Source organism: Nocardia sp., from assembly GCF_025465275.1.
Taxonomy (GTDB): domain Bacteria; phylum Actinomycetota; class Actinomycetes; order Mycobacteriales; family Mycobacteriaceae; genus Nocardia.
In genome coordinates, this window is sequence record NZ_JAODNK010000158.1 from 14,132 (window position 1) to 36,723 (window position 22,592).

Genomic DNA, 22,592 nt, shown 5'->3' on the forward strand with positions numbered 1-22,592 from the left:
AGCTGCTCCGGAAACAGCAGAGCGGCCCGGATAATCCGGGCCGCTCTGTGTTTTCCGGTATGGAAAGTGGTGTGCGCGTTCTTAGAACGCGGCCTCGTCGAGCTCCATGATGTCGTTGTCGAGGTTCGACAGCACGGTGCGGGTGGAGGTCAGCTCGGGCAGGATATTGCGCGCGAAGAACTGCGCGGTCGCGATCTTGCCGGTGTAGAACGCCTCGGTGGAGCCGTTATCGAGGGCCTTGATGGCGATTTCGGCCTGCTGCAGCAGCTGCCAGCCGATGAGCAGGTCGCCGACGGACATCAGGAAGCGGACGCTGCCCAGGCCGACCTTGTAGAGCTCCTTCGGGTCCTGCTGGGCGCCCATCAGGTGCCCGGTCAGGGTGGCGGCCATGCCCTGCACATCTTCGAGGGCGGTGGCGAGCAGCTTGCGCTCGGCCTTCAGGCGGCCGTTGCCACCCTCACGCTCGATGAACTTCTGCACCTGGCCGGCCACGTGGGCCAGCGCCACACCGCGATCGCGGGCGATCTTGCGGAAGAAGAAGTCCTGCGCCTGGATGGCGGTGGTGCCCTCGTACAGCGAGTCGATCTTGGCGTCGCGAATGTACTGCTCGATCGGGTAGTCCTGCAGGAAGCCGGAGCCACCGAAGGTCTGCAGCGATTCGGTCAGGTACTGGTAGGCCCGCTCGGAGCCGACACCCTTGACGATCGGCAGCAGCAGGTCGTTGACGCGGAACGCCAGTTCCTTGTCGGCGCCCGAAACCAGCTGCGCGACATCCTCGTTCTGGTGCGCGGCGGTGTAGAGGTAGATGGCGCGCAGGCCCTCGGCGTACGCCTTCTGGGTGGCCAGCGAGCGACGCACATCCGGGTGGTGCGTGATGGTGACGCGCGGGGCGGCCTTATCGGTCATCTGGGTCAGGTCAGCGCCCTGCACGCGGATCTTGGCGTACTCCAGCGCATTCAGGTAACCGGTCGACAGGGTGGCGATGGCCTTGGTGCCCACCATCATTCGAGCGTTCTCGATGACGTCGAACATCTGCGCGATGCCGTTGTGGACCTCGCCGACCAGCCAGCCCTTGGCGGGCACGCCGTGGCCGCCGAAGGTGACCTCACAGGTGGCCGAAACCTTGATGCCCATCTTGTGCTCGACATTGGTGACGAACACGCCGTTGCGCTCACCGAGGGTGTCGGTGTCGAAGTCGAAGTGGAACTTCGGTACGTAGAACAGCGACAGGCCCTTGGTGCCCGGTCCGGCGCCCTCGGGGCGAGCCAGCACCAGGTGCATGATGTTCTCGAAGAGGTCGTCGGAGTCGCCCGAGGTGATGAAGCGTTTGACGCCCTCGATGTGCCAGGTGCCGTCTTCCTGCTGCACGGCCTTGGTGCGACCGGCGCCGACATCGGAGCCGGCGTCCGGCTCGGTCAGCACCATGGTGGCGCCCCAGTTGCGGTCGGCGATCTTCTGAGCCCACTTCTTCTGCTCGTCGGTGCCGTTGTTGTAGAAGACCTGCGCGAAACCCGCACCGGCGGCGTACATCTGAGCCGGCGGGTTGGCGCCGAGGATCATTTCGCCGAGTGCCCAGGTGAGCGCGCTTGGGGCGCCGAGGCCGCCGAGCTCCTCACGGACGCCGACCTTGGCCCACTCGCCGTCCTGCAGGGCGCGGTAGGACTTCTTGAAGGACTCGGGGAGAGTGACGGTGTGCGTCTCGGGATCGAACGTGGGCGGGTTGCGGTCGCCGTCGACGAACGAGTCGGCGAGCGGGCCTTCGGCCAGACGCTTGACCTCGGCGAGCATTTCGCGCGCGGTATCGGTGTCGAGGTCGCCGTAGGCGCCGCTGTCCAGCAGGGTGCCCAGGCCGAGTACCTCGAAGAGGTTGAACTCGAGGTCGCGCACGTTGGCTTTGTAGTGACCCATGGTCGTCGACTCACTCTCCGTTGAGATGGGTGCGGTTCGGTTTGCCCGTTCCCGCCCGTTAGGCCCTCGATAGACACCGTAAAACAGCAGTTCTACTGACGGGTAACTTAAGTGCCATGTTACCCACGGGTAAGGGACTCGCCAAGATGATCTCGCCCAATGTGACCAGAAGCACCCGCGCCGCTCATGCGTACATTCGGGACGGATGGGCGGTAGGCCCGTCAGCGCTCGTCAGGGCTGTGCTTTACAGCGTCCAGTAGGCGCAGATGCCGAGTGCGCCGCACGCGAGTGGTACCGACCGGAACAACGAGGCGGTGTGCCGCACCGGTGCGGGCCGGATCGCTGGTTAGCGTGTGCTGTGCGCATCGAAACGAGTGCCGGACCGGCGGAGGTCGATATCGCGCGGCCCGGCCGGAAGCCGCCCGCGTTCCTGCTGGTGCTGACCCACGGTTCCGGCGGCGGAACCGATGCGAAAGATCTGCTGGTTGTGCGTGATTCGGCGCTGGAGCTGGGCGGTGCGGTAGTGCTGGTGACGCAGCCGTACCGGGTGGCGGGCCGTCGCGCGCCGGGCAGAGCGGAGGTGCAGGACGCGGCCTGGGTGGAGATCATTGCCTTGGTACGCAAGAAGTTTCGCGGTGTTCCGCTCATACAGGGTGGGCGCAGCAATGGCGCTCGAGTCGCCTGCCGGACGGCGCGTGCGGTCGATGCCCGCGGTGTGCTCGCACTGTCCTTCCCGCTCCATCCTCCCGGCAAACCGGAGAAATCCCGCCGCGAGGAACTCCTCGCCCCCGGCCCCATCCAGGTGGTCGTAATCAACGGCGCCCGAGACCCTTTCGGCATCCCCGGCCCTGCCGACGCCGCCGAAGTCCACATCATCCCCGGCCAAGCGCACTCCTACCGCTCCGGCTTCGAAGAAATCGCCGCCACCGCAACCCCCTGGCTCGAACGCTGGTCCGCTCCCTGACTTGCCGAACAGCCCGAGTCCGAATCGAACAGCACCTATAAGGGTTGTGCGATCGCGATAGGGGCTGTTCGGTTGATATGGATTCGTATTGCGTACTCGGCGTGGGCGCTCAGGCTTCCAGAGCGGGCTGCTCGGGGGGCGGGGCGGGGGTGGTTTTGTGGGCCACGACCAGGGCGTCGATGGCGTCGCGTTCCTCGGTGGGGCGGTGCACGCGGTCGGCCACCCGGATGCGGATGTCGTCGCCGGCCGGGCCGAGTTCGGCGGCGATATCGTCCGGGGTGAAGACCGCGGACGGATCCTGTTCTCCGCCATAGCCTTCTGTCAGATTGAGGGTGTCGTTGCCCAGGACCAGCAGCGTGCCCTCGGGGGCGAGCAGTTCGGCGGCGCGCAGCAGCAGGGCGCGGCGGTCGTCCGCGGGCAGATGCAGGAAGGCCATGAGAATGAGCTCGTAGGGGCCGGTGAATTCGGCCGGCTCCAATTCGGTCACGTCGGCGTGGCGCCAGTGGATTCGGCCGCGCACCGAACGCGAGAGCCGGGAGGCCACCGTGCGTCCCTTGTCGATGGCAACCTGCGAGTAATCGACGGCATCCACCTGCCAGCCGTGGGTGGCCAGCCAGAGCGCATTGCGGCCCTCCCCGCAGCCCAGGTCCAGCACGCGCGGCAATTCCGGCCTCGGGTCCCCGATGCCCCTCGGACCGGGCGGCAGCCGGCGCTCCAGCCCGAACACCTGCTCGACGACCGTGTCGTCCGGCGGTGCACCCCACACCAATTCGGTGCGGCTGTAGTACTCGTCCCACGCGGCGGCATCCATGGCCTCGAGTCTATGAGCAGCCGCCGCCACCCGATTCGGCCGCGATGAGAGCAGTCCCGCCGGGGTGCGATGCGCGCGCAGCCCCGTATCGGCCGGGTCGTATCGACTGTGGACGGCCGAGGCCCGTTCGCCCCTTACACACTTCGGCCCCGAACACGCTTGCGTGTTCGGGGCCGAAGTTCCGAGCTGGATGCTGCGCTACAGCGTGGTGTGCATCAGAACCACGTTGTACTGGCTGTGCACGGTCGTGAGGAAGTACAGGTCACGACCGGACTGGTACGGGAAGATCGACGGCGCGTAGGCGGTGGGGAGTTCGCGCGTGTCGATGAGCACCTCGGGCGGGCTCCACGGGCCTTCCGGACTGGGCGCCCGGTACATGACGACCGAGTTCCACGGGTCCGTGGTGAGCATGATGTATTGCCCGAGGTAGTCGTTCCACTGCACCGACATCTCGGCGACACCGCCGCCGATCACCGGGGTGGCGCCGTCGACGTCGCCCTTCTTCCACTGGTCGCCGCACCAGTATTCGTAGGCGCCGAGATCGCCGATCTGGGCTTCCGGCACGCGAGCGACGTATGCCGCATGGTTGCGCCCGGAGGGGGTGCCGTATTCGTAGACGAATCCGCCGTTCTTCACGAACGAGTTCATCTGGAAGTTGGCATTGCCGCCGTCGTCGGGACGGCGAGTCGCGGGCAGTTCGGCCCAGGTCTCGCCATTGTCGCCGGAGGCGGCGAGGCCGGAGTAGTTGGTGGTCCACTGGCCGACGTCATCCCAGCTCTTCACCGACATGAGGCTCATGAACTGGGTATTGCCGACCGAGATGGCAGCGGTGGGGATGCGGCTGATCTCCAGGAACGGAATCTTGGGGCTGGGGATGAGATCCCGGGCCTGACCGAAGATGTCGCGCACCACGCTGTCGAAGTAGATGCCGTTGGCCGGGTTCTGGGTGTGCGAGCGCACCAGGATGTTGGACCGCCAGGCCCACATGCTGCCGGCCAGCAGGTTCGGTAGTCCGAGTCCGGCAGTGTCACCGAAGGTGGTGAGCATTTCGCCGTTGCCGTTGTCCCACATGATGCCGAGATCGGTGCCCAACACGTTGTAGTTCTGCGTGTTGTTGGGGCTCTGCATCCCGGTCACCTGGAAGACGGCCTTGGTGCGCCCGGGGAGGTTGGGCAGGCCGTTGGTGCCGTTGAGCACCGGGATGGGGTTGATGGCATTCGGGTTGGCCGCGGCCGGTCCGGTCACGGTTAGGATCAAGGCCGTAGCACCTGCGATGGCGGACAGCAGGAGGGGGGCGGTCTTGTTCAAAGCGTGGGTCCTCCGGTTCTCGCCGAATATGCGCGGACCACACGGTATGTGACGGGCCGCACACTGTGTTCGACTCGCTGGCAAAGTGTGAAAATGCTAACAGCGGAACTGGGGCTTGCGGGGCGCCCGATCAAATTGTTTGCCGTGAATTGGCTTACATTCATAAATTGGTACCACGATTCGTGGGTCGGCCGCACGATCAGAGACGCTGTGTCGCACATTCGAGGCCACCCTACGTCGTATGCCCGCTCTTCGGGACCGCCTCTCGACAATCGGCTAGCGGCGGCTGAAGGACGTCCGGTAAGCGCTGGGCGAAAGTCCATTGCGCCGCGCCAGATGCAGCCGCAGGGATTCGGCGGTGCCCAGACCCGCGCGCCGGGCCACCTCCTCGATGGGCAGTCCCGTCGCTTCCAGCAGCTCCCGTGCCCGATCGATGCGCTGATGCAGCAGCCATTGCAGCGGGCTGGCGCCCGTCTCCTCGCGGAAACGGCGGGTGAGGGTGCGGGTGCTGACGTGAGCGTGGGCCGCCAAGTCCCGCAGCGCAAGTCGCTGATCGAGTCGCTGCAGCGCCCAATCCCGGGTCGCCGCAAGTGAAGTGCCGGTCTCCGGCGGGAGCGGGGTTTCGATGAACTGCGCCTGGCCGCCCGGCCGGATCGGTGCGACGACGGCCAGCCGCGCCACCGCATTCGCGGCGACCGCACCGTAGTCGGCGCGAATCATGTGCAGGCACAGGTCGATTCCCGCGGCCAGACCGGCGGAGGTGAGAATCTGCCCGTCGTCGACGAAGAGCACATCGGGTTGCAGGTCTACCGCGGGGAAGCGCTCCCGCATCTCCTGGGAGAACAGCCAATACGTGGTGGCGGGGCGGCCGTCGAGCAGCCCGGCCTGGGCGAGCACGAATGCGCCGGTGCAGATCGAGGCGATCCGTTTGCCCTGGGCGGCAGCGGTTCCGAGCGCCTCCAGCACGCGCGGATCACCGAATTCGCGGGCGCCGGTGCCGGTGACGATGACCGTATCGGCCGCCGCGATCGCGTCCAGCCCGTGCTCGATCACGACCGCGGTACCGCTGTAGCCGGGCACGATCCCCGGGTCGGCGGTGCAGACCACCACCTCGTAGCCGGGGCGGTCGTCGATCATCACGGCGGGGAAGACCACCTCCGGAATCGACAGGTCGAAATTGGTCACCGGCGGTACTGCGAGAACCGCGATCCTGTGCATGGCTCGATCCTTGGGGTATATGGCATTCCAGCCACTACTCTATGGCGGCCGGGCTCGGCAGAGTGGATTCGCAGGCCGCCACCGGGTGGCCCGTGAAGGAGTGAATCGCGATGTCTCTGCATGTAATCGCCGGTGCCGGGGGTACCGGAAGCCGTGCCGCGCTGATCTTGGCCGAGGCCGGCGAACAGGTCCGCCTGGTCAGCCGGCGCGGGCTCGGACCGGACCATCCCGGCATCGAACTGGCCGTCGGCGACACCACCGATGCGGACCGTATGACCGAATTGGCGCGCGGGGCCGCGAGCCTCGTCAATACCACCTGGCCGGCGTACAACCGGTGGCCCGCCGAATTCCCGCCGATCGGCGCGGCCCTCGTCACCGCGGCCGAGCGGACGGGTGCGGGTTATGTCTCGCTCAGCAACACCTACGGGTACGGGCAGGTCAACGGGTCCTTCACCGAGGATCTGCCGATGGCGCCGATCGCGGTGAAAGGTGCTGTGCGCGCGCAGATGTGGCTCGATGCGCTCGCCGCGCACGAGGCGGGCCGGGCACGGGTCACCGAGGTGCGCGCGTCGGCCTTCCTCGGGCGGGATGCGGCGACCTCGGTGTACAACATGTTCGTGCTGCCGAATCTGCTTGCCGGTGCCCCGGTTTCGTATCCCGGTGATCTGGATGTCGCCAAGACCTGGTCCTATGTCGGGGATGTGGCGCAGACACTGGCCGCGGTGGCTCGCGACGATCGCTCCTGGGGCCGGGCCTGGCATGTGCCGTCCAGCCGGATCTCGGTGCGCGAGTTGACGAACCGCTTTGCCGCGGCGGCGGGTCTGCCCGAACCGGAGCTCACCCCGATGACGCGCACCGAGCTGGCCTGGGCCGGTGCGGTGGATCCGATTGTCGCCGAGATGATCGAGATGTACTACGCCCTAGAACATCCCGACCTGCTGGACTCGACCCTGACCGAGCGCACCTTCGGACTGTCCGCCACCCCGATCGACGCGGTGATCGCCGAAACCGTCACGGCTGCCGCAGCGGTCTGACGATCAGCCCTTGTTCAGCGCTTGCCGAATGATCAGCGGCAGCTGGGTGGCGCGTTCGATGGCGAGCGTGCGGCGCACCGATCCCGTCCAGGTGCGGTCGAAGAGCTTCTTGGCGCTCGCGACCGCGTGCGCCGGGCGGGCGGCAATGCGATCGGCCAGCTTTTCGGCGGCGGCCAGCGGGTCGGCGCTCACCTCGGTGACCAGGCCGATGCGCTCGGCGTAGGCGGCGTCGACCGGATCGGCGGTCATGGTGAGCAGCAGCGCCTGATCGATGCCGATGAGGCGGGACAGGGTGGCCGCGCCGGTCATATCGGGGATGAGACCGTGCTTGGCCTCCATGACCGAGAATTCGGAATCCGGTGTGACAAAACGGAAGTCGGCGGCCAGCGCCAATTGCAGACCGCCGCCGTAGCAGCGGCCGTGCACCACGGCGATCACCGGCTGTGGCAGGCGCCGCCACGCCCAGCACGCCTCCTGGAAGACATTGGTGCCGGTCCAGGGCAGGGGTACGAAGGCGCGGATGATGGCGAGTGGATTACCCATGGCCTTGGCGATATCCAGGCCGGAGGAGAAGCTCGGACCCTTGCCGGACAGGATGACGGCGCGAATATCCTTGCGGCGCTCGATAATTCGTGCAACCTGTGCCAGCTCGCGGAGCATCTCGATGGTGAGGCCGTTGTGCTTGTCCGGCCGGTCGAGGGCGACGTAGGCGCGGTTGCCCTCGAAACGCAGGGAGACGTTATTGCTCACGGTGTTCCTGTTCTCATCCGAGCTGGTCCAGCAGGAGCCGGGCGCAGCCGGCCGGGTCGTCGTAGAACGGCGTGTGGCCGCTGCCGTGCAGCGTGACATGCCGAGCGCCGGGCAGTACCTCCCGGGCGCGTCGTGCCTGGGTGGCGTACGTGAGCAGAATGTCACGGCTGCCCCACGCGATGGTGATCGGGATGCTCTCGAGCGCCGTCCGGTCGGGGAGGCGGAAGCCGGTGAACGAGGCCAGCGCGGCGTCGAAGCCCTGCGCGCCGAGCATGCCCTCGACGGTATCGACGCAGACCTGCGGGTCCACCGCCCACGGCTTGCCGAAGATCAGGCTCAGGAAGGTGGTGCGGCCCGCCGCATTGCCGAGTATCGCCGGGACGGCCGGGCCCAGCACCCTGGTGAGTGTTTTGGCCCGGCCGAGCGACTGCTGGCACCAGACCCGGCCGGCGGTATCCCAGAATGCGATGGGGGAGTAGGCGGTGACCGAGCGGGCCAATCCGCGCGCGGCGAGGTCCAGGACGATGCCGCCGCCCATGGAATTGCCTGCCAGGTGCGGGTTTTCGATGCCTTCGGCGGCGAGGAAGTCGACGAGCGCGTCGGCGAGGGTGGAGACCGTGGTGTTCGGCAGTGGCTCGCTGCCGCCGAAGCCGGGCAGATCCACCGCGATCACCTCGAAGGATTCGGCGAGGGTGTCGATGATCGGCGCCCACACCTGCCAGCGGCTGCCGACGCCGTGCACGAGGACCAGCGGGTCGCCGCTACCGGACCGGTGATGGTTCAACTTCGTCATGACCGACTCCCCGCCGAGATGCTGTTGCCGACCTCACCCTAACAGTCGTTGACGGGTTGCCAACACGGGTCCGGGCTGGTGGAACCGGGGAAATCACCGAATTCCGGAGGTACGATAAAAGGTATGGCAACCCGTAAGGTGACTCTCTCTCTGGATGAGGCGTCCTGGGCTTATGCCGAGCAGGCCGCGGCCCGCGCGGGTATATCGCCCTCCGCCTGGATATCCCGTGCCGCGCGCCGCGAAGCAGTGCGCACCGGTTGCGGTCCGGTCATGGATCCGATACAGCTCGCCGCCGCCGACGAAAGCGAACTGGCCGCCGCCGAGAAGGAGTTGCGTGCGCAGGGGTGAACTCTGGGTCTATCACCCGCACGGCTCCGCGCGGGTGCGCAATATTCTTCTCATCAGCAGTGACGGCATCAATGAGTCGCTGCGCCCGTGGCTCATCGCCGCGGAGGTGATGGACGCCGATCCGCTCGACATTCTCGCGGTGCCGATTCCCGGCCACGGCTGGGTGCACGCGGGCAATCTCGGTCGTATCTATCGGGATTGGCTCGCCGAGCGGATAGACACGGTGGACAGCGAGACCGCGGAGCGAATCGACACAGCGCTGCGCGCGGCCATGGATCTGTGAGATCGTTCCGGCCGAACCGTCCTTCGTGAGACGTCCTTCGTGAGAATTGAGGAACCCCAGTGCGTATTTCGATGATCGCCGCCGCGCTTGTCGCGCTGCCGCTGCTGGCCGCCTGTGGCGGTAGTAGCGACAAGGCTCCGGCTGTCTCCCAGGGCCAGATCTCCAAGGCGCTGCAGGACGGCGGGCTGAAGGATGTGAAGCTGGCCGACTGCGCCGCGAAGATCTATGTGGACCAGGGGATTTCGCAGGACGGGCTGCGCCTCATGATCAAGAACGACAATAAGAACGCCACCGCCACCGACCCCGAATCCCTCGGCATGAGCGGCCCCGACGCCGACAAGGCCCGCACCGCCACCAATAAGATCGTCACCGACTGCCTGAAGTAGGCAGAAACGCCTGCGGCGCAACGAAAAAGGCCCCCCTCAGCATAATGCTGACCGGAGGGCCTCTTCGTAGGGAGCCGATGACGGGAATCGAACCCGCGCCATCTGCTTGGGAAGCAGAAGTTCTACCATTGAACTACATCGGCGGTGCGCTTTCACGCGTTCGCGACTCTATCAGACCGGGCCGTGCGGGACGCAACCCTTTCCCCATCCCGGCTGGTCCGCGCCGGGATGAGGGGGCCGGCCGGGATCTTCCCTGTGAGTGCTTCGCCGTGTCGGGGGCGGCGCGCCGATCTTCGTGGAGTTCTTTCCGCGAACCGGGGGGTTTTGTACGGAGGCGGTCGTAGACTGTCGCGCAGGGTCGAAAGCCTGTCCACCACAGGAACTTTGGTTGTGCCGACCGTTTGCTGACGCGCGCGTCGGTGCTTCCTGCTCGGGGGTGACGCATGACCACGGTGCCGTCGCGGGATATCCCGCAAATCGAAGCCGCGCGGTCTTATCCGCGCCGAATGGGGCCCAAGGGATCCTTCCTGTGGAAGGCCATCACGACCACTGATCCCAAGGTGCTCGGGATCATGTACCTGTTCACCGCCTTGTCGTTCTTCCTGATCGGCGGCCTGATGGCGCTGCTCATGCGGGCGGAGCTGGCGCGGCCGGGGCTGCAGTTCCTCTCGCCCGAGCAGTTCAATCAGCTGTTCACCATGCACGGCACCATCATGTTGCTGTTCTATGCGACGCCGATCGTTTTCGGTTTCGCCAATGCGGTACTGCCGCTGCAGATCGGCGCACCGGATGTGGCCTTCCCGCGGTTGAACGCGCTGAGCTACTGGCTGTACCTGTTCGGTGCGACCATGGCGACGGCCGGATTCATCACGCCGGGCGGGGCCGCCGACTTCGGCTGGACCGCGTACACACCGCTGAGCGACATCATCCATTCGCCGGGCGTGGGCGCGGACCTGTGGATCATGGGTGTGGCACTGTCGGGTGTCGGCACCATTCTCGGCGCGGTCAATATGATCACCACGGTGATCTGCCTGCGCTGCCCGGGCATGACCATGTTCCGGATGCCCATCTTCACCTGGAACATCCTGGTGACGAGTGTGCTTGTGCTGCTGGCGTTTCCGATTCTCACCGCGGCGGTGCTGGCGCTGGCCGTGGACCGGCATCTGGGTGCGCACATATACGACCCGGCCAATGGTGGCGCGATTCTGTATCAGCATTTGTTCTGGTACTTCGGCCACCCCGAGGTGTACATCGTCGCGCTGCCGTTCTTCGGGATCGTGACCGAGATCTTCCCGGTGTTCAGCCGCAAGCCGCTGTTCGGATATACGACGCTGGTGTTCGCGACCCTCTCCATCGGCGCGCTGTCGGTGGCGGTGTGGGCGCATCATATGTATGCGACGGGATCGGTACTGCTGCCGTTCTTTTCGTTCATGACGTTCCTGATCGCGGTGCCCACCGGGGTGAAGTTCTTCAACTGGATCGGCACCATGTGGCGCGGCCAGCTGACCTTCGAGACACCCATGCTGTGGTCCATCGGGTTCCTGGTGACGTTCCTGTTCGGTGGCCTGTCCGGTGTCATCCTGGCCAGCCCGCCGGTCGACTTCCATGTCTCCGACAGCTATTTCGTGGTCGCGCACTTCCACTACGTGCTGTTCGGCACCATCGTGTTCGCGACCTTCGCGGGCATCTACTTCTGGTTCCCGAAGATCACCGGCCGCATGATGGACGAGCGCCTGGGCAAGCTGCACTTCTGGACCACGTTCTTCGGCTTCCACCTCACCTTTCTGGTGCAGCACTGGCTGGGCAACGAGGGCATGCCGCGCCGCTACGCGGACTATCTGCCCAGTGACGGGTTCACCACCCTGAACACCATTTCCACCGTCGGCTCGTTCGTACTCGGGCTGTCGATGATCACGTTCGTGTGGAATGTCTTCAAGAGCTACCGCTACGGCGAAGTGGTGACCGTGGACGATCCGTGGGGCTACGGCAATTCGCTGGAATGGGCGACCACCTGCCCGCCGCCGCGGCACAACTTCTACGAGCTACCCCGGATCCGTTCGGAGCGTCCGGCGTTCGAGCTGCACTATCCGCACATGGTCGAGCGCATGCACGCCGAGGCGCATGCGGGCTGGTCGCTGCGGAAACACGAGGTGGTGGCCGTGGCGGCGGCTCCCGTGGTCGACGCCGACGGCTCCGAGCCCACGGACGCGCCGACCGAGTACTGATCGGATGCTGCGCGCCCGGGCGTCGGGTCGCGATCGGGGACCACTACGCTCTTGGCGTGCTGCTTTCCGATCGCGACATCCGCAAGGAACTCGCCAATGGGCGTCTCGGGCTCGACCCGTTCGACGACAAGCTGGTGCAGCCGTCGAGTATCGACGTGCGACTGGACGGCATGTTCCGGGTCTTCAACAACACCCGCTACACCCATATCGATCCGGCGCAGCGGCAGGACGAGCTGACGACGCTGGTGGAACCCGGCAAGGACGAGCCGTTCGTGCTGCACCCGGGTGAGTTCGTGCTCGGCTCCACCCTCGAGGGGGTCAGCCTGCCCGACGATCTGGCCGGCCGCCTGGAGGGCAAGTCCAGCCTCGGCCGCCTCGGCCTGCTCACCCACTCCACCGCCGGATTCATCGATCCGGGGTTCACCGGGCACATCACGCTCGAGCTCTCGAATGTGGCCAATCTGCCGATCACCCTGTGGCCGGGCATGAAGATCGGCCAGCTCTGCCTGTTCCGGCTGAGCAGCCCGGCCGAGAACCCGTACGGCAGTGCGGCAGCCGGTTCCAAGTACCAGAACCAGCGCGGTCCGACCCCGTCGCGCGCGTACCTCAACTTCCCGCTGGAGCGCTGAGCTCGCAGGTCTGCGGCAGCCGTCAGCAGTCCTCGAAGACGGCCTTTGCATAGCCCGCGGATTGGTAGACGTACTGGTAGGACCACCGCAGCGGGCCGATCGACGGATGTGAGTCCAGCATGAGAACCTGGCCGCCCCAGCACTTTCCGAGGATGTAGCGGGCCCGGGAGATATGTGGCGTGAAGGTCACCACGATGACGCGATGCCAGCCTTCTTGACGGGCCCGTGCCGCCAGATACCGCCCTTCACCACGGGTGGTGCGCGGATTCGGGTCGAAGCATTCGACCCGGAAGCTGTAGCCCCCGTGACAGATCCGATTGATCAGGCCGCTGTTCTGGTACGGGTCGGAGATCAGCACCCGGGGTGCGAATCCCTCGTGCGCCAGGCGCAGGCCCAGCTCTTCGCGGCCGTCGTGTGCCCCGCCGAGCACCAGGATGGCGTCGGCCCGCATCGGTGTATCGAGTTGTGGACGCACATACACCGGCCACAGCGCGACGACCACCGCCACCACGGTCAGCAAGACCGCAACTGCCACTGCCCGACGGTGTTTGCGCACTCCGCCGATGCTAGGCGGCACTGGGAAATGTCATAGTCAACCGTGGTGCCCGGCCCGTCGCTCGCGGAGCGAATTCCGAACGGAAGACCTGGTCATTCACCATATTGTGGGCTGTGTCAGCGTGACTGGGCCACACCGAGATTCGGACATGGCGTGATTATGCCGACCGGTGTCTGAGCTAGTGGGTGTACGTAAGGCTCGCTACGTCGTAAGGTGGCGGCGACAGGTACAGTGACCCAACCGTAATGTATCGCGACGCCGGCAGGCGGCAGGGTGGGCCCGCTCGCACGTCGGTGAGCGTGGAACCTCGATGCGGGGTGGAAACGAGATGGGCAGCAGATGAGTTCGGTACTGGGAGTCTCGGTGGGGGCCGGCGCAGTGCGCGTCGCCCGCCCACGTGCCGGGAATTCCGCCGAGCGCGGCGCGATGCGCCCGAATCCGGTCGACGCCTTCGATGTCCAGTCCATTCCGGTCGGCGAACGCCGCACCGAGGAACTGGTCGCCGACGCCATCGGCGCTGTGCTGGCGGCGGATCCGCGGGTCAGCGCCACCGCGGTGGCCTACCGCGACGAGCAGACCGCCCGCGCGATTCGCGCCGAGCTGGCGCGCCGCCAATTCACCAATTACGAGCTGGTCCCGGATGTGGTTGCGGCACTGGAGTTTCTCGAATATTCCGGTGACCTGCAGGGCTTCGGCACCGTCGCGATCTACGACCTCGGCGCCTCCGGCCTCTCGGTCACCGTGGTCGACACCGCCACCCGCCAGGTGTGTTTCAGCGAGCGCACCAGCGATATCAGTGGCGACTACCTGGATTCGCTGATCCGCGAACAGCAGATCGCGTCCGGGCGCATCGCCCATCCGCCGGACGCCTCCGGGCTCGCCGCGCTGGATGCGCTGTGCCGCACCGCCAAAGAGCAGCTCTCCGAGAGCAGCGCGGTCGCACTGCCGTCCACCGAAGGCCTGGTGCTGCTGTCCCAGGAGAACTTCGAAGCCCTGATCATGCTGGCCGTCGAATCGTCGGCACGGATGACCCGGGATGTCATCCAGCGCTCCGAGCAGCGGGTGCAGGCCGTGGCCGTGATCGGCGGTTGCGCCCAGATTCCGCTGGTGGCACGGGTTTTGCGGCGCTGGCTGGGAGTGCCGGTGCTGGTGCCCGCCCATCCCGGCACGGTCGCCACCCGCGGCGCGGCCATCATGGCCCGCCCGGTGCAGCCGCGGCCCGCGCCCGCACCGTTCGGGGATGCCTTCGAGAATTCGTCCGTGCTGCCGCCGGATGCGACGACAACGCTCCTGACCAGCACCGGCGCGGTGGAGAAAATCAGCCGCCGGCGCGAGATCAGCATTGCCGGCGTGGCGGTCGGCGCACTTGTGGTGGTCTCCGCCATCGGCGTCTCCCTGGGCTGGGGACCGCAAGTGCTGGAACACGATTCGCAGAGTTCGGATGCCGCGACCAGTTCGGCGGCGCCCACCATCACGCGGTCCTCGGCGAGTGTGCCGACCAGCGTGGTTCCCACCACCGACGCGACCAATGAATCGCTGGCCGCCCCGCCGCCGCGGCAGGAGACGACAACGACCGATGCGCCGCCGCCGGTGCCGGGTCCGAATACGTTCACGATCATTCCCGGCCTGCCGCCGGTGGTAGTGCCTACGCTGCCGCCGCTCTTCCCCGCGCCGGCCGCTGCTCCCAATCAACCGGGAAACCAGCCGGGAATCACGCCCCGCTGATTTCACCGGGCCGAGATTTTCGTAGGCCTGGGCGCTATGTCTTGAACGTGCAGTTCTCTGAAATGTGCAGGGTGCCAGGTGAATCCTGCCGAGATTTACCCCCCGAGTCCGCCCCGTCGACTGCCAGGAAAAGGGGCGGACTCGGTGGGTCCGGCGCCGCAAGCGCCGGTGCGAGGACCGGCTGCGTTCAGTCCTCGCTTCCGGCTCCCACCGCCAGAGCTGTCGTGATGAGCATCGACAGGGGTGGGAGTTGAAGATCTCGGGCGGGTGGCACCACCCAGTGGCAGCCTTCGCGCGTCCAGCGGCCCAGTCCGGTGGGGAGCATGACGGCGCTGCCGATGGCGGGTATGCCGATATCGAGGCGATTGAGGACGTCCACGACCTGATCGCCGGGGCGGGAATCGGGTTCGGTGAGGAAGCTCCAGCGAATCTGCCGCGCTAGCATCGGACCGGTGCGGCGGTGCTGTTGTAGTGCGCTGCGCAGCTTTTCGGCCCGCGTGATGGGGACGTGCACAATGCCGATCTTGCCGGTGACGGGCAGCATGACGAACCCGCCGCGCTCGGCGACCGGTAGCCCGAACTCGTGCCGGTAATACGCTACCCAGTCCTGCACCGTTCTCAGCTTGTCCGCGTTCACCACCGGAACTCCTTGCCTCCCATTCCAGGGTCGCGTCCGCCCGGCAGGGTGGGAAGGCCCGCACACCCTCCTTGCGCTGCCCTAGTGCTGCCACTGCTACCAGCGCGTAAGCGGCTGATACCAGCTAGATCTCGCATGTGGCCGACGTCACGATGCGCTCGTACCCTGGAGATCGGAGTTCGTTCGGAAGGGATGACACCGTGGTCCGGCAGTGGTCAGGTAGAGAGGCCCGTGCGCTCCGCGATGCCAAAAGGATGAGTATCCGGGAATTCGCGGCACATTTGGGTGTGCACGAACGCCTGATCTCCAAGTGGGAGGCCGGGGGCGATCGGGTTCATCCCCGTCCCGTCAATCAGGCCGCCCTCGATACATCTCTTGCCAGGTCCGACGATGTTGTGCGGGCACGGTTCGCGGCTCTGATCGACCAGCCCTCGAGCGACCGCTCCGTACCCGGTTTCGATGCGCGCCAGGGCAGTGCCCATGTTGGGCAGGACATTCCGGCGCAAGCCAGTTATTCCAGCGACGCGGATTTGCTGGCACTCGTCGATACGGGTGCGATGAGAGGCGATGCGTTAGCGGCGATTTCGGAGAGGGATCTGATCATGGCGGCTGCCCACGAAGCAAGCGACCATGCTGGGAGGGCGGAGGGCACCAATGTGGGAGCGACCATGCTGGAACAGCTCGATGCCGATGTCACGCGTATCGCCAATGAGTATGTGCACGTACCGCCGGTGCCCATGATGGTGGAGATGCTGCGGGTGCGCCGCCGCGTCTACCGCCTGCTGGAAGGCCATCAGAGGCCGGCGGATACCGGCCACCTGTACCTGCTTGCGGGCACTTTGTCCGGTCTGCTCGCCAATGCCAGTACCGATCTCGGTTATGTCGATGCCGCCGGTGAACAGGCCAGGGCCGCTTGGGCTTACGCGGAGTTGTGTGAGCACAACGGATTGCGGGCGTGGACGCGCGGTATGCAGGCGCTCATCGAATACTGGTCGGAGCGGCCGCGGCGTGCGGTACTGCTGGCGCAGAGCGGGCAGCAGTACGCGGAATCGGCGACCTCGCAGGTGCGGCTGCACAATATCGAGGCGCGCATCTGGTCACGGCTGGGCAGCACCGCCGACGCGGAACGCTGCATTCGCTCGGCGGACAGTGCCCGCGACGGCAGCTCCAGTGACACGCTGCACGACGAGGTCGGCGGGGTGTTCGGTTTCAACCAGCCCAAGAGTCACTACTACGCCGGGGCGACCTACATCCATCTCGGTCAGGCCCAGCCCGCACTGGAGGCCACCCACCGCGCCATCGAGCTGTACTCGAACGGTCCCACCGAACAGCGCTCCTACGGTGCGGAATCGCTGGCCCGGGTGGACAGCGCCGCCGCGCATCTGATCAACGGCAGTCTCGACGGCGCCGCCGAGGCCCTGCAGCCGGTGCTGCAACTCGCGGAGGACAAGCGCATCGCGCAATTGGAGGAGCGGCTCACCGGACTGCGGCAGCGGCTCACCCACCCGGAGTTCCGGGAGGCCGTCCAGGCCCGCCACCTGGACGAAAGGATCGAGGAGTTTTGCGGAACCACCGCCGCCAAGGGCATGCTGCCGCCCGATAGCGCGCGGTGAAAAAAGCTGGTTGCGGACGGATGGCACCATTGGACGGGTGAGTCCTTCCAGTCACCTACCGCATCGGTCCCCGCGCGTCCTGGAGCAGTCCACCAAGCTGCAGAACGTGGTCTACGAAATCCGGGGTCCGGTCCACGCGCATGCGGCCCGGCTGGAAGCGGAGGGCCACCGCATCCTGAAGCTGAATATCGGCAATCCCGCGCCCTTCGGATTCGAGGCGCCGGATGTGATCATGCGCGACATGATCGCCGCGCTGCCGCACGCGCAGGGCTATTCGGAGTCCAAGGGCATCCTGCCGGCCCGGCGGGCCATCGTGACCCGCTACGAGCTGGTGCCCGGCTTCCCGGAATTCGACGTCGACGATGTGTACCTGGGCAACGGCGTCTCCGAGCTGATCACCATCACCATGCAGGCGCTGCTCGACAATGGCGACGAGGTGCTGCTGCCCGCGCCGGACTATCCGCTGTGGACGGCCATGACCAGCCTCGCGGGTGGTACGCCGGTGCACTATCTGTGCGACGAATCCAATGGCTGGCAGCCGGATATCGCCGATATGGAAGCCAAGATCACCGACAAGACCAAGGCCATCGTGGTGATCAACCCGAACAATCCGACGGGTGCGGTGTACTCGTCGGAGGTGCTGCAGCAGATCGTGGATCTGGCGCGCAAGCATCAGCTGCTGCTGCTGGCCGACGAGATCTACGACAAGATCCTCTACGACGATTCCAAGCACATCTCGCTGGCCTCGCTGGCGCCCGATCTGCTGTGCCTGACCTTCAACGGGTTGTCGAAGGCGTACCGCGTGGCGGGTTACCGCTCCGGCTGGCTGGTGATCACCGGGCCGACCGATCATGCCGCCGGTTTCCTGGAGGGCATCTCGCTGCTGGCCTCGTCCCGGCTGTGCCCGAATGTGCCCGCGCAGCATGCGATTCAGGTGGCGCTGGGCGGGCATCAGAGCATCGAGGACCTCATTCTGCCCGGCGGGCGACTGCTGGAGCAGCGCGATGTGGCGTGGGAGAAGCTCAATACGATTCCGGGTGTCTCCTGTGTGAAGCCCAAGGGCGCGCTGTACGCGTTCCCGCGGCTGGATCCGGAAGTGCATGCCATTCGCGATGATTCGAAGCTGGTGCTGGATCTGCTGCTGCAGGAGAAGATCCTCATGGTGCAGGGCACCGGGTTCAACTGGCCGCATCACGACCACCTGCGGATCGTGACTTTGCCGTGGGCGCGGGATCTGTCCGTGGCGATCGAACGCTTCGGTAATTTCCTCGCCGGTTACCGGCAGTAGTAGGGGATTCGGGGGCCGTGCTCCCGGTTTCCGCGCACCGAATCCGACTGAGCTGGGCGTTTGTCCAATGGCGCGGTAAGGAAGCGGCAGAAAACAAACCGCTAGTACGAAAAAGTTGGGTTTTTAGAGACTTAGCTAGCGCAAAGAACGGTCTTTTGTGTACAGTAGGCCTTGGCACTCAGGTGCCCGGCTGGACCTCCTACCCCCCCTGGGACGTCCAGCCCTGGATTAGCCGGCCTACCCCCCTGGGCCGCTGATCCCCGGGCGGCGGAGACATCCCCCTGCTCTCCGCCGCCCCCCATACCCGCCTCCCCGGAACTTTTGCCGGGATTTGGTGCGGGGGGACTTGGCAACCGGGCTCGCAGTAGCGGTCCGGTTGCGTTTTGGGGGTACCCCAGGAGTTACCCCGATCTTGCGAAATCAGTTGTTGCGGTTGTGAAGTCTCCGACCCTTTCGAATCCACCTTCTGTTCCGGTGCGGGTTCCCGGCGACCATTCGCACTTCGGAAACGGTTCTCGTTTAGGCTCGCCCGAGTGAGCGATCACCATCATCACCATCACGACCACTCCGGGCCCATAGCGATCGGTACTACCGCCGCGCGTGTGGTCGTCGGACTGCTGACGTTCATCGGCGTGCTGGTCGTGGCCGGGGCATTCTGGCTGTGGCCCAGTTCGCAGCACGTCGATATTCCGCTGCCCATGCAGAACGGGGGCGGCGGGGCGCTGCAGACCGAGGCCGGGACTGTGATTTCGCAGGATCTCGGTGCGTGTGGCAGTCCCTCGCAGGGGAAGCCGTTCGACGAGAAGCCGCAGGCGCCGCGCACCACCGGGTACAACTGCCAGCGCAGCATCGTTACCATCGACTCCGGGCCGGACAAGGGCAGCCTCACGCTCTTCGAAATCGCGCCCGGCCCAGGGCAACCGGATCTGCGCGTCGGCGATCGAATGCGCATCGTGCGGCAGACCGACCCCAAGGCGAAGCCGGGTGATGCCAGCGGCACGACGTACTCGTTCGACGACTATGCGCGCGGGTTGCCGCTCAGCATCATTGTCGGGGCTTTCGCGCTCGTCATCATCGTGGTCGCGCGCTGGCGCGGGCTACGTGCGCTGATCGGAATTCTCTGCGCCTTCGCGGTGCTGGTCGGATTCATGCTGCCCGCACTGCTGGACGGGAAGCCTGCCATTCCGGTGGCGCTGGTGGCGGGCGCGCTGATTCTCTATTCGGTGCTGTATCTCGCGCACGGGGTGAATCTGCGAACCAGTTCCGCGCTGCTCGGCACCCTCAGTTCGATGGCGCTGGCGGCCGTACTGTCCTGGCTCGCACTGAAGATGACACATCTGACGGGCCTGTCCGAGGAACAGAACACCAATGTCGCCACCTATCTGCAGCATGTCAGCATTACCGGACTGCTGTTGGCGGGCTTCATCATCGGCTCGCTCGGTGTGCTCAACGATGTGACCATCACCCAGGCCTCGGCCGCCTTCGAGTTGGCGGCGCTCGACGAAAAGGCCACCCGGCGCGGCATTTTCGCCGCCGCCATGCGGGTCGGCCGGGACCACATCGCCAGTACCGTCTACACCCTGGTGCTCGCCTATGCCGGTGGTGCGCTGCCATTGCTGCTGCTGTTCAGTGTCGCGGGGCGCTCCATTCGGGACGTGCTCACCGGTGATGCCGTCGGCATCGAGATCGCGCGTTCCGCGGTCGGTGGTATCGCCCTCGCACTGTCCGTGCCGTTGACCACGGCCATCGCGGTGATCCTGGCTCGCCCGTTCGGTGGCAAGCAGCCCGCACGGCCGCGCGCCGCGGGGCCGAATCGGCCGCGCCAGTCCGCGCGCCCGCCGCGTCCGGAACGGACCGGTGCGGCCCGGCAGGTTCCGGTAGCCGAAGACGCACAACCGATTCCGGCGGCCCGGGGCCAACGGCAAACCCCCGCGGTGAGTCCGGCGCCGCCGCCGTATCGGGGCGATCAGCCGCCGACGCAGGCCTTCCGGCCGGTGACGGGACCGGTCGATCGGGTGCAGGAGCAGGCGGATCCGCCGGCGCCGTGGTCGCTGAGAGCTGCTGCGGAGCAAGCGAATACACCGTCGCAGCAGGTGGATCCGAATGCGCCGTGGCCCACCAAACCGCAGCAACCGCCGCGTGGCGGGCGGCACTCCAAGCCGTGAGGGCTGTGCGGCAAACTCATTTGCTGGAGTACATGCTTGCACCGTGAATCGGGCGGTCACACTGTCAGACGGGCCGCCTCGCACAGTGCGGCCACGCCGTCGGCGTCCGTCGCGAAGTGATCGGAGCCGCGCGGCACACCGATCTCCTCGAACGACACTTCGGTGCTGTCCGACTGCGGCAGGGCGGGCACCGGAATCCGTACGGCCGCATGCAGATCCCGCACACCGGTCAGCTCGATCACCCGGCGGGCATTGTCGGCGCGCAGTCCACCGCAGGCCATCACCTCGATGCGGCCGTCGGCCAGGGTGACCAACCGGGTGATGAGGGCGGCGCCGTCGAGTACAGACACCTGACGACCCGAAGTCAGCAGCCGGGTGAAACCCAGTTCCAGCAGTTGGTCGAAGCCGCCGTACGGATCCGCGCACACATCGAAGGCGCGATGACAGGTGACCTCCATGCCCTCGGCGGCGGCCAGTAGCTCGGTATTCGCTTCGGTATCGATATTCCCGTGTTCGTCGAGTACGCCGATGACCACTCCGTGTGCGCCCAGCCGCCGCACCAGCTCGATATCGGCGCGCATGAGCGCCACCTCCTCGGCGGAATATCGGAAGTCGCCGGGCCGCGGCCGAATCAGCACATGCACCTGGACGTTCTCCGCGGCCCCCACCGCGGCCTCCACCAATGCGGCATTGGGCGTCAGTCCGCCCACCGACAATCCGGTGCACAATTCGACCCGCGCCGCCCCCGCCGCATCCGCGATACGCACCCCCGCCAGCGACTCCACCCCGATCTCGACCCGAACCGCCCGCGCTTCCGTCATACCTCGAAGTATGGTCGAAGATCGCCCCCAGTGTTTGCTAAGCATTAGCAGATTCGATCTTCGCAACCCGCTATTCACCGAACTCCCTGGGCCCTGGCACCGGGACGGAACAGCCTGTGTCGGGAAGGAACAGCTCGTACGGGGTTGTGCGATCTCGACCCATGCTGTGTGGTCGATGCGAAATTGACCGGTGGGCAGAAACGACACGGGCGCGCTACCCGGTGGGGTAGCGCGCCCGTATCAGTGTTCGGTTGTCAGCTCTTCTTGCCCGGGGCCTTCAGGCCGGACTTGAAGCCGAGGCCGCCCGGCTTGGCTGCCGGCGGGGTGGCGGCGCCGTTGTCCTTGGTGCCGTTGGCCTCCGGTGCGGCCAGCTCGGGAGCCGGAGCCTCGGGGGCCGGATCGGCCGGGGCCGCAGGCGCTTCGGCGGCCGGAGCTGCCGGAGCGGTGGCCGGGGCCTTCGCGCCGGGAGCCTTTGCGGCGGGGCGCTTGAGGCCGGACTTCATGGCCAGACCCTTGGGCGCGATGGTCGGCTTGGCCTCGGTGGCCTCGGCCGGAGCGGCCGCGGGAGCGGAGGCTTCGGCGGGAGTCGACGCGGCGGGCTTGGCGCCCGGAGTCTTGGCGGCGCCCTTCATGGCCAGGCCCTTACCGGGTGCCTTTGCCGGACCCTTCATGGCCAGGCCCTTGGCGGGTGCGGCCGGGGCGGCGGAAGCCTCGGTGGGAGCCGCTGCCGGAGCGGCGGTTTCCGCGGCAGTCGCGGCCGGGGCAGCAGCCTTCGCACCCGGAGCCTTCGCGGGGCCCTTCATGGCGAGGCCCTTGCCGCCGGGTGCCTTTGCCGGACCCTTCATGGCCAGGCCCTTGGCGGGTGCGGCCGGGGCGGCGGAAGCCTCGGTGGAAGCTGCTGCCGGAGCGGCGGTTTCCGCGGCAGCGGGGGCAGCGGCCTTCGCGCCGGGTGCCTTGAGGCCACCTTTCATACCCAGACCCTTGCCGCCCGGTGCCTTCGCCGGACCCTTCATACCCAGGCCCTTACCCGGGGCCGGTGCGGCCTTGGGCTCGGCTGCGGCCTCCTCGACCACAGGCTCGGCGACAACAGGCTCCGGTTCCGAAACCGGTTCCGGCTCTTGCACCTTGGG

General features: G+C 66.6%; 19 protein-coding genes, 1 tRNA gene and 2 pseudogenes. 11 read left to right on the plus strand and 11 right to left on the minus strand.

Annotated elements, in window-relative coordinates:
- Positions 1–81 precede the first annotated feature (81 nt).
- A complete protein-coding gene (locus JWN03_RS34235; RefSeq protein ID WP_297623762.1) occupies positions 82–1,908 on the minus strand; it encodes an acyl-CoA dehydrogenase in 1,827 nt (608 codons plus the stop codon).
- Positions 1,909–2,266: 358 nt separating this feature from the next.
- Here JWN03_RS34235 and JWN03_RS34240 point away from each other — a divergent pair, with 358 nt between their 5' ends.
- Positions 2,267–2,872 (plus strand): alpha/beta hydrolase family protein, encoded by a 606-nt coding sequence (locus JWN03_RS34240; protein ID WP_297623765.1) that lies wholly within the window; start codon positions 2,267–2,269, stop codon positions 2,870–2,872.
- 109 nt (positions 2,873–2,981) lie between these two features.
- Here the strand turns inward: JWN03_RS34240 and JWN03_RS34245 are convergent, their stop codons facing one another.
- The 3 genes from JWN03_RS34245 to JWN03_RS34255 form a co-directional block, all read right to left on the minus strand.
- Positions 2,982–3,683 (minus strand): class I SAM-dependent methyltransferase, encoded by a 702-nt coding sequence (locus tag JWN03_RS34245; RefSeq protein ID WP_297623768.1) that lies wholly within the window; start codon positions 3,681–3,683, stop codon positions 2,982–2,984.
- Between the two features lie 198 nt (positions 3,684–3,881).
- Positions 3,882–4,940: a DUF4185 domain-containing protein gene (locus tag JWN03_RS34250; RefSeq protein ID WP_441343113.1), complete on the minus strand. Its 1,059-nt coding sequence runs from the start codon at positions 4,938–4,940 to the stop codon at positions 3,882–3,884.
- Between the two features lie 327 nt (positions 4,941–5,267).
- Positions 5,268–6,209, minus strand: coding sequence for a GlxA family transcriptional regulator (locus JWN03_RS34255; RefSeq protein WP_297623775.1), 942 nt, complete (start codon positions 6,207–6,209; stop codon positions 5,268–5,270).
- Positions 6,210–6,319: 110 nt separating this feature from the next.
- Here JWN03_RS34255 and JWN03_RS34260 point away from each other — a divergent pair, with 110 nt between their 5' ends.
- Complete coding sequence (locus tag JWN03_RS34260; RefSeq protein WP_297623778.1) at positions 6,320–7,243, plus strand: NAD-dependent epimerase/dehydratase family protein; 924 nt, start codon at positions 6,320–6,322, stop codon at positions 7,241–7,243.
- 3 nt (positions 7,244–7,246) lie between these two features.
- Here the strand turns inward: JWN03_RS34260 and JWN03_RS34265 are convergent, their stop codons facing one another.
- Positions 7,247–7,993 carry a crotonase/enoyl-CoA hydratase family protein gene (locus JWN03_RS34265; protein WP_297623781.1) on the minus strand — a complete coding sequence of 249 codons (747 nt, stop codon included), beginning with the start codon at positions 7,991–7,993 and terminating at the stop codon, positions 7,247–7,249.
- A 13-nt stretch (positions 7,994–8,006) separates the two neighbouring features.
- Positions 8,007–8,786 (minus strand): alpha/beta fold hydrolase, encoded by a 780-nt coding sequence (locus tag JWN03_RS34270; protein ID WP_297623784.1) that lies wholly within the window; start codon positions 8,784–8,786, stop codon positions 8,007–8,009.
- 123 nt (positions 8,787–8,909) lie between these two features.
- Here JWN03_RS34270 and JWN03_RS34275 point away from each other — a divergent pair, with 123 nt between their 5' ends.
- Genes JWN03_RS34275 through JWN03_RS34285 form a run of 3 tightly spaced genes read left to right on the plus strand, consistent with a single transcriptional unit; the run spans position 8,910 to position 9,803 of the window.
- On the plus strand, positions 8,910–9,134 hold the full coding sequence (locus JWN03_RS34275; RefSeq protein ID WP_297623787.1) for a hypothetical protein: 225 nt from the start codon (positions 8,910–8,912) through the stop codon (positions 9,132–9,134).
- Positions 9,121–9,417 (plus strand): hypothetical protein, encoded by a 297-nt coding sequence (locus JWN03_RS34280; protein WP_297623789.1) that lies wholly within the window; start codon positions 9,121–9,123, stop codon positions 9,415–9,417. Before JWN03_RS34275 ends, JWN03_RS34280 begins: the two co-directional genes overlap by 14 nt.
- Positions 9,418–9,476: 59 nt before the next feature.
- On the plus strand, positions 9,477–9,803 hold the full coding sequence (locus JWN03_RS34285) for a hypothetical protein (protein WP_297623792.1): 327 nt from the start codon (positions 9,477–9,479) through the stop codon (positions 9,801–9,803).
- Between the two features lie 72 nt (positions 9,804–9,875).
- On the opposite strand, the gene JWN03_RS34290 is transcribed toward JWN03_RS34285, so the two are convergent.
- Positions 9,876–9,946: transfer RNA gene (locus tag JWN03_RS34290), tRNA-Gly, on the minus strand.
- Positions 9,947–10,246: 300 nt separating this feature from the next.
- On the opposite strand from JWN03_RS34290, the gene ctaD reads away from it, so the two are divergent.
- Both ctaD and dcd read left to right on the plus strand, forming a co-directional pair.
- Positions 10,247–12,028, plus strand: coding sequence for an aa3-type cytochrome oxidase subunit I (gene ctaD, locus JWN03_RS34295; RefSeq protein WP_297623795.1), 1,782 nt, complete (start codon positions 10,247–10,249; stop codon positions 12,026–12,028).
- A gap of 56 nt (positions 12,029–12,084) precedes the next feature.
- Positions 12,085–12,657, plus strand: a complete 573-nt coding sequence (gene dcd, locus JWN03_RS34300; RefSeq protein ID WP_297623798.1) for a dCTP deaminase — start codon at positions 12,085–12,087, stop codon at positions 12,655–12,657.
- A 22-nt stretch (positions 12,658–12,679) separates the two neighbouring features.
- Here the strand turns inward: dcd and JWN03_RS34305 are convergent, their stop codons facing one another.
- Entirely contained in the window at positions 12,680–13,192 is a 513-nt protein-coding gene (locus JWN03_RS34305; protein WP_297623801.1) for a YdcF family protein, read from the minus strand.
- Between the two features lie 360 nt (positions 13,193–13,552).
- Between JWN03_RS34305 and JWN03_RS34310 the strand changes: the two genes are divergently transcribed.
- Positions 13,553–14,938: an Hsp70 family protein gene (locus tag JWN03_RS34310; RefSeq protein ID WP_297623804.1), complete on the plus strand. Its 1,386-nt coding sequence runs from the start codon at positions 13,553–13,555 to the stop codon at positions 14,936–14,938.
- Positions 14,939–15,125: 187 nt separating this feature from the next.
- On the opposite strand, the gene JWN03_RS34315 is transcribed toward JWN03_RS34310, so the two are convergent.
- Positions 15,126–15,575: a hypothetical protein gene (locus JWN03_RS34315; protein ID WP_297623807.1), complete on the minus strand. Its 450-nt coding sequence runs from the start codon at positions 15,573–15,575 to the stop codon at positions 15,126–15,128.
- 152 nt (positions 15,576–15,727) lie between these two features.
- Here JWN03_RS34315 and JWN03_RS34320 point away from each other — a divergent pair, with 152 nt between their 5' ends.
- The 3 genes and pseudogenes from JWN03_RS34320 to JWN03_RS34330 all read left to right on the plus strand — a co-directional run.
- Positions 15,728–17,188 carry a helix-turn-helix transcriptional regulator gene (locus tag JWN03_RS34320; RefSeq protein ID WP_366914513.1) on the plus strand — a complete coding sequence of 487 codons (1,461 nt, stop codon included), beginning with the start codon at positions 15,728–15,730 and terminating at the stop codon, positions 17,186–17,188.
- Positions 17,189–17,216: 28 nt separating this feature from the next.
- Positions 17,217–18,476, plus strand: coding sequence for a pyridoxal phosphate-dependent aminotransferase (locus JWN03_RS34325; protein ID WP_297623816.1), 1,260 nt, complete (start codon positions 17,217–17,219; stop codon positions 18,474–18,476).
- A 533-nt stretch (positions 18,477–19,009) separates the two neighbouring features.
- Positions 19,010–20,293, plus strand: a pseudogene (locus JWN03_RS34330) (YibE/F family protein); the annotation flags it as partial.
- A gap of 404 nt (positions 20,294–20,697) precedes the next feature.
- Here the strand turns inward: JWN03_RS34330 and JWN03_RS34335 are convergent.
- Positions 20,698–21,462 (minus strand): copper homeostasis protein CutC, encoded by a 765-nt coding sequence (locus JWN03_RS34335; RefSeq protein WP_297623813.1) that lies wholly within the window; start codon positions 21,460–21,462, stop codon positions 20,698–20,700.
- Between the two features lie 254 nt (positions 21,463–21,716).
- Positions 21,717–22,592, minus strand: a pseudogene (locus tag JWN03_RS34340) (Fe-S oxidoreductase); the annotation flags it as partial.

Coding starts and splice junctions, on each gene's coding strand:
- JWN03_RS34235 (WP_297623762.1), bottom strand. CDS start 1,908: ATGGGTCACTACAAAGCCAACGTGCGCGACCTCGAGTTCAACCTCTTC.
- JWN03_RS34245 (WP_297623768.1), bottom strand. CDS start 3,683: ATGGATGCCGCCGCGTGGGACGAGTACTACAGCCGCACCGAATTGGTG.
- JWN03_RS34255 (WP_297623775.1), bottom strand. CDS start 6,209: ATGCACAGGATCGCGGTTCTCGCAGTACCGCCGGTGACCAATTTCGAC.
- JWN03_RS34260 (WP_297623778.1), top strand. CDS start 6,320: ATGTCTCTGCATGTAATCGCCGGTGCCGGGGGTACCGGAAGCCGTGCC.
- JWN03_RS34270 (WP_297623784.1), bottom strand. CDS start 8,786: ATGACGAAGTTGAACCATCACCGGTCCGGTAGCGGCGACCCGCTGGTC.
- JWN03_RS34275 (WP_297623787.1), top strand. CDS start 8,910: ATGGCAACCCGTAAGGTGACTCTCTCTCTGGATGAGGCGTCCTGGGCT.
- ctaD (WP_297623795.1), top strand. CDS start 10,247: ATGACCACGGTGCCGTCGCGGGATATCCCGCAAATCGAAGCCGCGCGG.
- JWN03_RS34310 (WP_297623804.1), top strand. CDS start 13,553: ATGAGTTCGGTACTGGGAGTCTCGGTGGGGGCCGGCGCAGTGCGCGTC.
- JWN03_RS34320 (WP_366914513.1), top strand. CDS start 15,728: ATGCGCTCGTACCCTGGAGATCGGAGTTCGTTCGGAAGGGATGACACC.
- JWN03_RS34335 (WP_297623813.1), bottom strand. CDS start 21,462: ATGACGGAAGCGCGGGCGGTTCGGGTCGAGATCGGGGTGGAGTCGCTG.